Raw genomic sequence first — 3073 nt, 5'->3', positions numbered from 1 at the left:
CCGCATTCGGTGAGTTCACCGGCGGCTGGGAAATAGCGCCGCTGCCCACCAGCCAGGTCTACCTGGCTGGCGCCGGCCGGGTCTGGCCGCTTTAGCAGCGCATCACGCTACAGGCGCTGGGGGAGGCTCGTCAGGCAAGGTCGGCTCGCCCGGTTCCATGGGTGGGGATTCACCTGGCTGCGCAGGCTGCGGCGTATCGGGGTCAGGCTGATGGGGCACGCCCCCGGCCTGCATGGGCAACGGATGCGCCAGCAAAGACCAGGGCAACAACCCGATGTGGTTGGGCTGCAGACCTGCCAGCTTGGCACTGATTGCGGGATGGAGTTTCATTGGCTGCTCCTGACGAAACCGATGCACATCATGAGCACCGGCGTACTTCGTTGGAGTGGCAAAAGCGCAGGTAATTCCCCGCGCTCGTCGGCTCAGGTCCGCGGCAGGGTCACGCCGCGCTGGCCCTGGTACTTGCCGCCGCGGTCCTTGTACGACACATCGCACGCTTCGTCGGACTGCAGGAACAGCATCTGCGCCACGCCTTCGTTGGCATAGATCTTTGCCGGCAGCGTGGTGGTGTTGGAGAATTCCAGGGTCACGTGGCCTTCCCACTCAGGTTCCAGCGGGGTGACATTGACGATGATGCCGCAACGGGCGTAGGTGCTCTTGCCCAGGCAGATGGTCAGCACGTCGCGCGGAATGCGGAAGTACTCGACCGTGCGCGCCAGGGCGAACGAGTTCGGCGGAATGATGCACACGTCGCTCTTGATGTCGACGAAGCTGCCAGCGTCGAAGTTTTTCGGATCGACGGTCGCCGAGTTGATGTTGGTGAACACCTTGAATTCGTCGGCGCAGCGCACGTCGTAGCCGTAGCTGGAAACACCGAAAGAGATGACCCGGCTGTCCTGCTCGCCGCGCACCTGGCGCTCGACGAACGGCTCGATCATGCCGTGTTCCTGCGCCATGCGGCGAATCCACTTGTCCGATTTGATGCTCATGGCGGGGTGTCCTGAAGAGTTGCGTGGTGGAAAACGTGGTGCGCATCTTACCGGTCCCGGCGCCCAGGTTAAAGTTCCATCCCTCACCCCGCGTCGGGCGCGGCTTGCAGCCGCCGTCGATCCGAATTTGCTTAAACCGCATTCAGACCATTGGCAGGTTGCGGAAAGTGGGGTAAGGTGGCGCCACTGTGCTGCACGTGACACCGAGAATCTCTAGTTTGATGCACGATCCTGATCGGCCCATCGCTGAATTTTCTGCTCTCTTTGCGCTCAGTCCCGGTCAGGGTGTTTCCTGACCGTTATCAAATTGTCCAAGGAGACAGAAAAATGTCCAACCGTCAATCCGGTGTTGTTAAGTGGTTCAACGATGAGAAAGGCTACGGCTTCATCACCCCTCAGTCGGGCGACGACCTGTTCGTGCACTTCAAAGCCATCCAAGCTGACGGCTTCAAAACCCTGAAAGAAGGCCAGGCTGTTACTTTCGTCGCTACCCGCGGCCAGAAAGGCATGCAGGCTGAAGAAGTTCAGATCGCCTAAGCCGATCTAGCTTCCTAGCTTTCAAAAAACCCGCCTTCTGGCGGGTTTTTTTATGCTTGTTCGAAATTCGGCGCTGGCTTCTTCGCGGGCACGCCCGCTCCCACAGGGATCGCGCAGCTTCAAGTGCTGTGCAGTCCTTGTGGGAGCGGGCATGCCCGCAAAGCAGGCGGCTCGCTCTCAGGTCAATCTTCGCTGATGGTGATGCTCGGCATCGCCGGCGCTGCAGCTTCCTGCAGCACGATCCGCGCCCCTACCTGGCGCGCCAGTTCCTGGTAGACCATGGCAATCTGGCTTTCCGGCTCGGCAATGGCGGTCGGCTTGCCGTTGTCGGCCTGCTCGCGGATGACCATCGACAGTGGCAGCGAGGCCAGCAGATCGACGCCATACTGGCTGGCCAGCTTCTCGCCACCGCCTTCGCCGAACAGGTGCTCGGCATGGCCGCAGTTGGAACAGATGTGCACGGCCATGTTCTCGACCACGCCCAGTACCGGGATGTTGACCTTACGGAACATTTCCACGCCCTTGCGGGCATCGAGCAAGGCCAAGTCCTGTGGTGTGGTAACGATCACCGACCCGGCCACCGGCACCTTCTGGGCCAGGGTCAGCTGGATGTCACCGGTGCCCGGGGGCATGTCGATCACCAGGTAGTCCAGGTCGTCCCACGCGGTCTGGGTCACCAACTGCAGCAGCGCACCCGAGACCATCGGGCCACGCCAGACCATCGGCGTGTTGTCGTCGGTCAGGAACGCCATGGACATCACTTCCACGCCATGCGCCTTGATCGGCACAAACCACTTCTGTTCGCGAATCTGCGGGCGGGTGCCTTCGGCGATACCGAACATCACGCCCTGGCTGGGGCCATAGATGTCGGCATCCAGAATACCCACCCGGGCACCCTCGCGGGCCAGCGCCAGGGCCAGGTTGGCGGCGGTGGTCGACTTGCCCACGCCGCCCTTGCCCGAGGCCACGGCGATGATGTTCTTGACGTTGGCCATGGCCGGCACCTGGGCTTGGGCCTTGTGCGCGGCAACCACGCAGTCGATCGACACCTGGGCGCCGCTGACGCCCTCGAGGTTGCCGATGGCGGTCTGCAGCACCTGGGCCCAGCCGTTCTTGAACAGTCCGGCGGCATAGCCCAACTGCAGCTGCACGCTGACGTGCCCGCCCTGGATATCGATGGCGCGCACGCAGCCGGCGCTGACCGGGTCCTGGTTCAGGTAGGGGTCGGTGTACTGGCGAAGCACGCCTTCGATGGCGGCACGGGTGACGGCACTCATGGAGACTCCCATTGGCAAACTGAATGTAAAACAGGCGCCTATCCTAACCCGTCAATCATCAGCAGATGCGCTTGCGGGGTGAAATATCTTCGCCAGCCCTTTATAGTGGCCGATCACCCTCATTTTTACCCCGAGCCAGATAAGTAGCCGAGCCACCATGTCCGAGCCACGCCAGATTCTCGTCACCAGCGCCCTGCCCTATGCCAATGGATCGATCCACCTTGGCCATATGCTGGAGTACATCCAGACGGATATGTGGGTACGCTTCCA

Annotated in this window: 5 protein-coding genes and 1 pseudogene; 3 read left to right on the top strand and 3 right to left on the bottom strand. The window is 61.8% G+C overall.

Features of this window, described 5'->3' with window-relative positions; genetic code table 11:
• A pseudogene (locus APH30_RS29745) lies at positions 1-95 on the top strand (DEAD/DEAH box helicase); the annotation flags it as partial.
• 7 nt (positions 96-102) lie between these two features.
• On the opposite strand, the gene APH30_RS26605 reads toward APH30_RS29745, so the two are convergent.
• Positions 103-330 carry a hypothetical protein gene (locus APH30_RS26605; RefSeq protein ID WP_054914202.1) on the bottom strand — a complete coding sequence of 76 codons (228 nt, stop codon included), beginning with the start codon at positions 328-330 and terminating at the stop codon, positions 103-105.
• A gap of 92 nt (positions 331-422) precedes the next feature.
• Positions 423-989, bottom strand: a complete 567-nt coding sequence (gene dcd, locus APH30_RS26600; protein ID WP_009684571.1) for a dCTP deaminase — start codon at positions 987-989, stop codon at positions 423-425.
• Between the two features lie 327 nt (positions 990-1316).
• On the opposite strand from dcd, the gene APH30_RS26595 reads away from it, so the two are divergent.
• Positions 1317-1526 (top strand): cold-shock protein, encoded by a 210-nt coding sequence (locus APH30_RS26595; RefSeq protein ID WP_003254922.1) that lies wholly within the window; start codon positions 1317-1319, stop codon positions 1524-1526.
• A 182-nt stretch (positions 1527-1708) separates the two neighbouring features.
• Here APH30_RS26595 and apbC read toward each other — a convergent pair whose 3' ends face one another.
• Positions 1709-2803 carry an iron-sulfur cluster carrier protein ApbC gene (gene apbC / locus APH30_RS26590; protein ID WP_009684570.1) on the bottom strand — a complete coding sequence of 365 codons (1095 nt, stop codon included), beginning with the start codon at positions 2801-2803 and terminating at the stop codon, positions 1709-1711.
• 157 nt (positions 2804-2960) lie between these two features.
• Between apbC and APH30_RS28535 the strand changes: the two genes are divergently transcribed.
• Positions 2961-3073: class I tRNA ligase family protein (locus APH30_RS28535; protein ID WP_156326728.1), on the top strand; the 113-nt coding region annotated here is incomplete at its 3' end.

The organism is Pseudomonas sp. NBRC 111127, from assembly GCF_001320345.1.
Classification (GTDB): domain Bacteria; phylum Pseudomonadota; class Gammaproteobacteria; order Pseudomonadales; family Pseudomonadaceae; genus Aquipseudomonas; species Aquipseudomonas juntendi.
The sequence above is the reverse complement of the archived record's forward strand: the minus strand, read 5'-3'. Positions and strand labels throughout refer to the sequence as shown.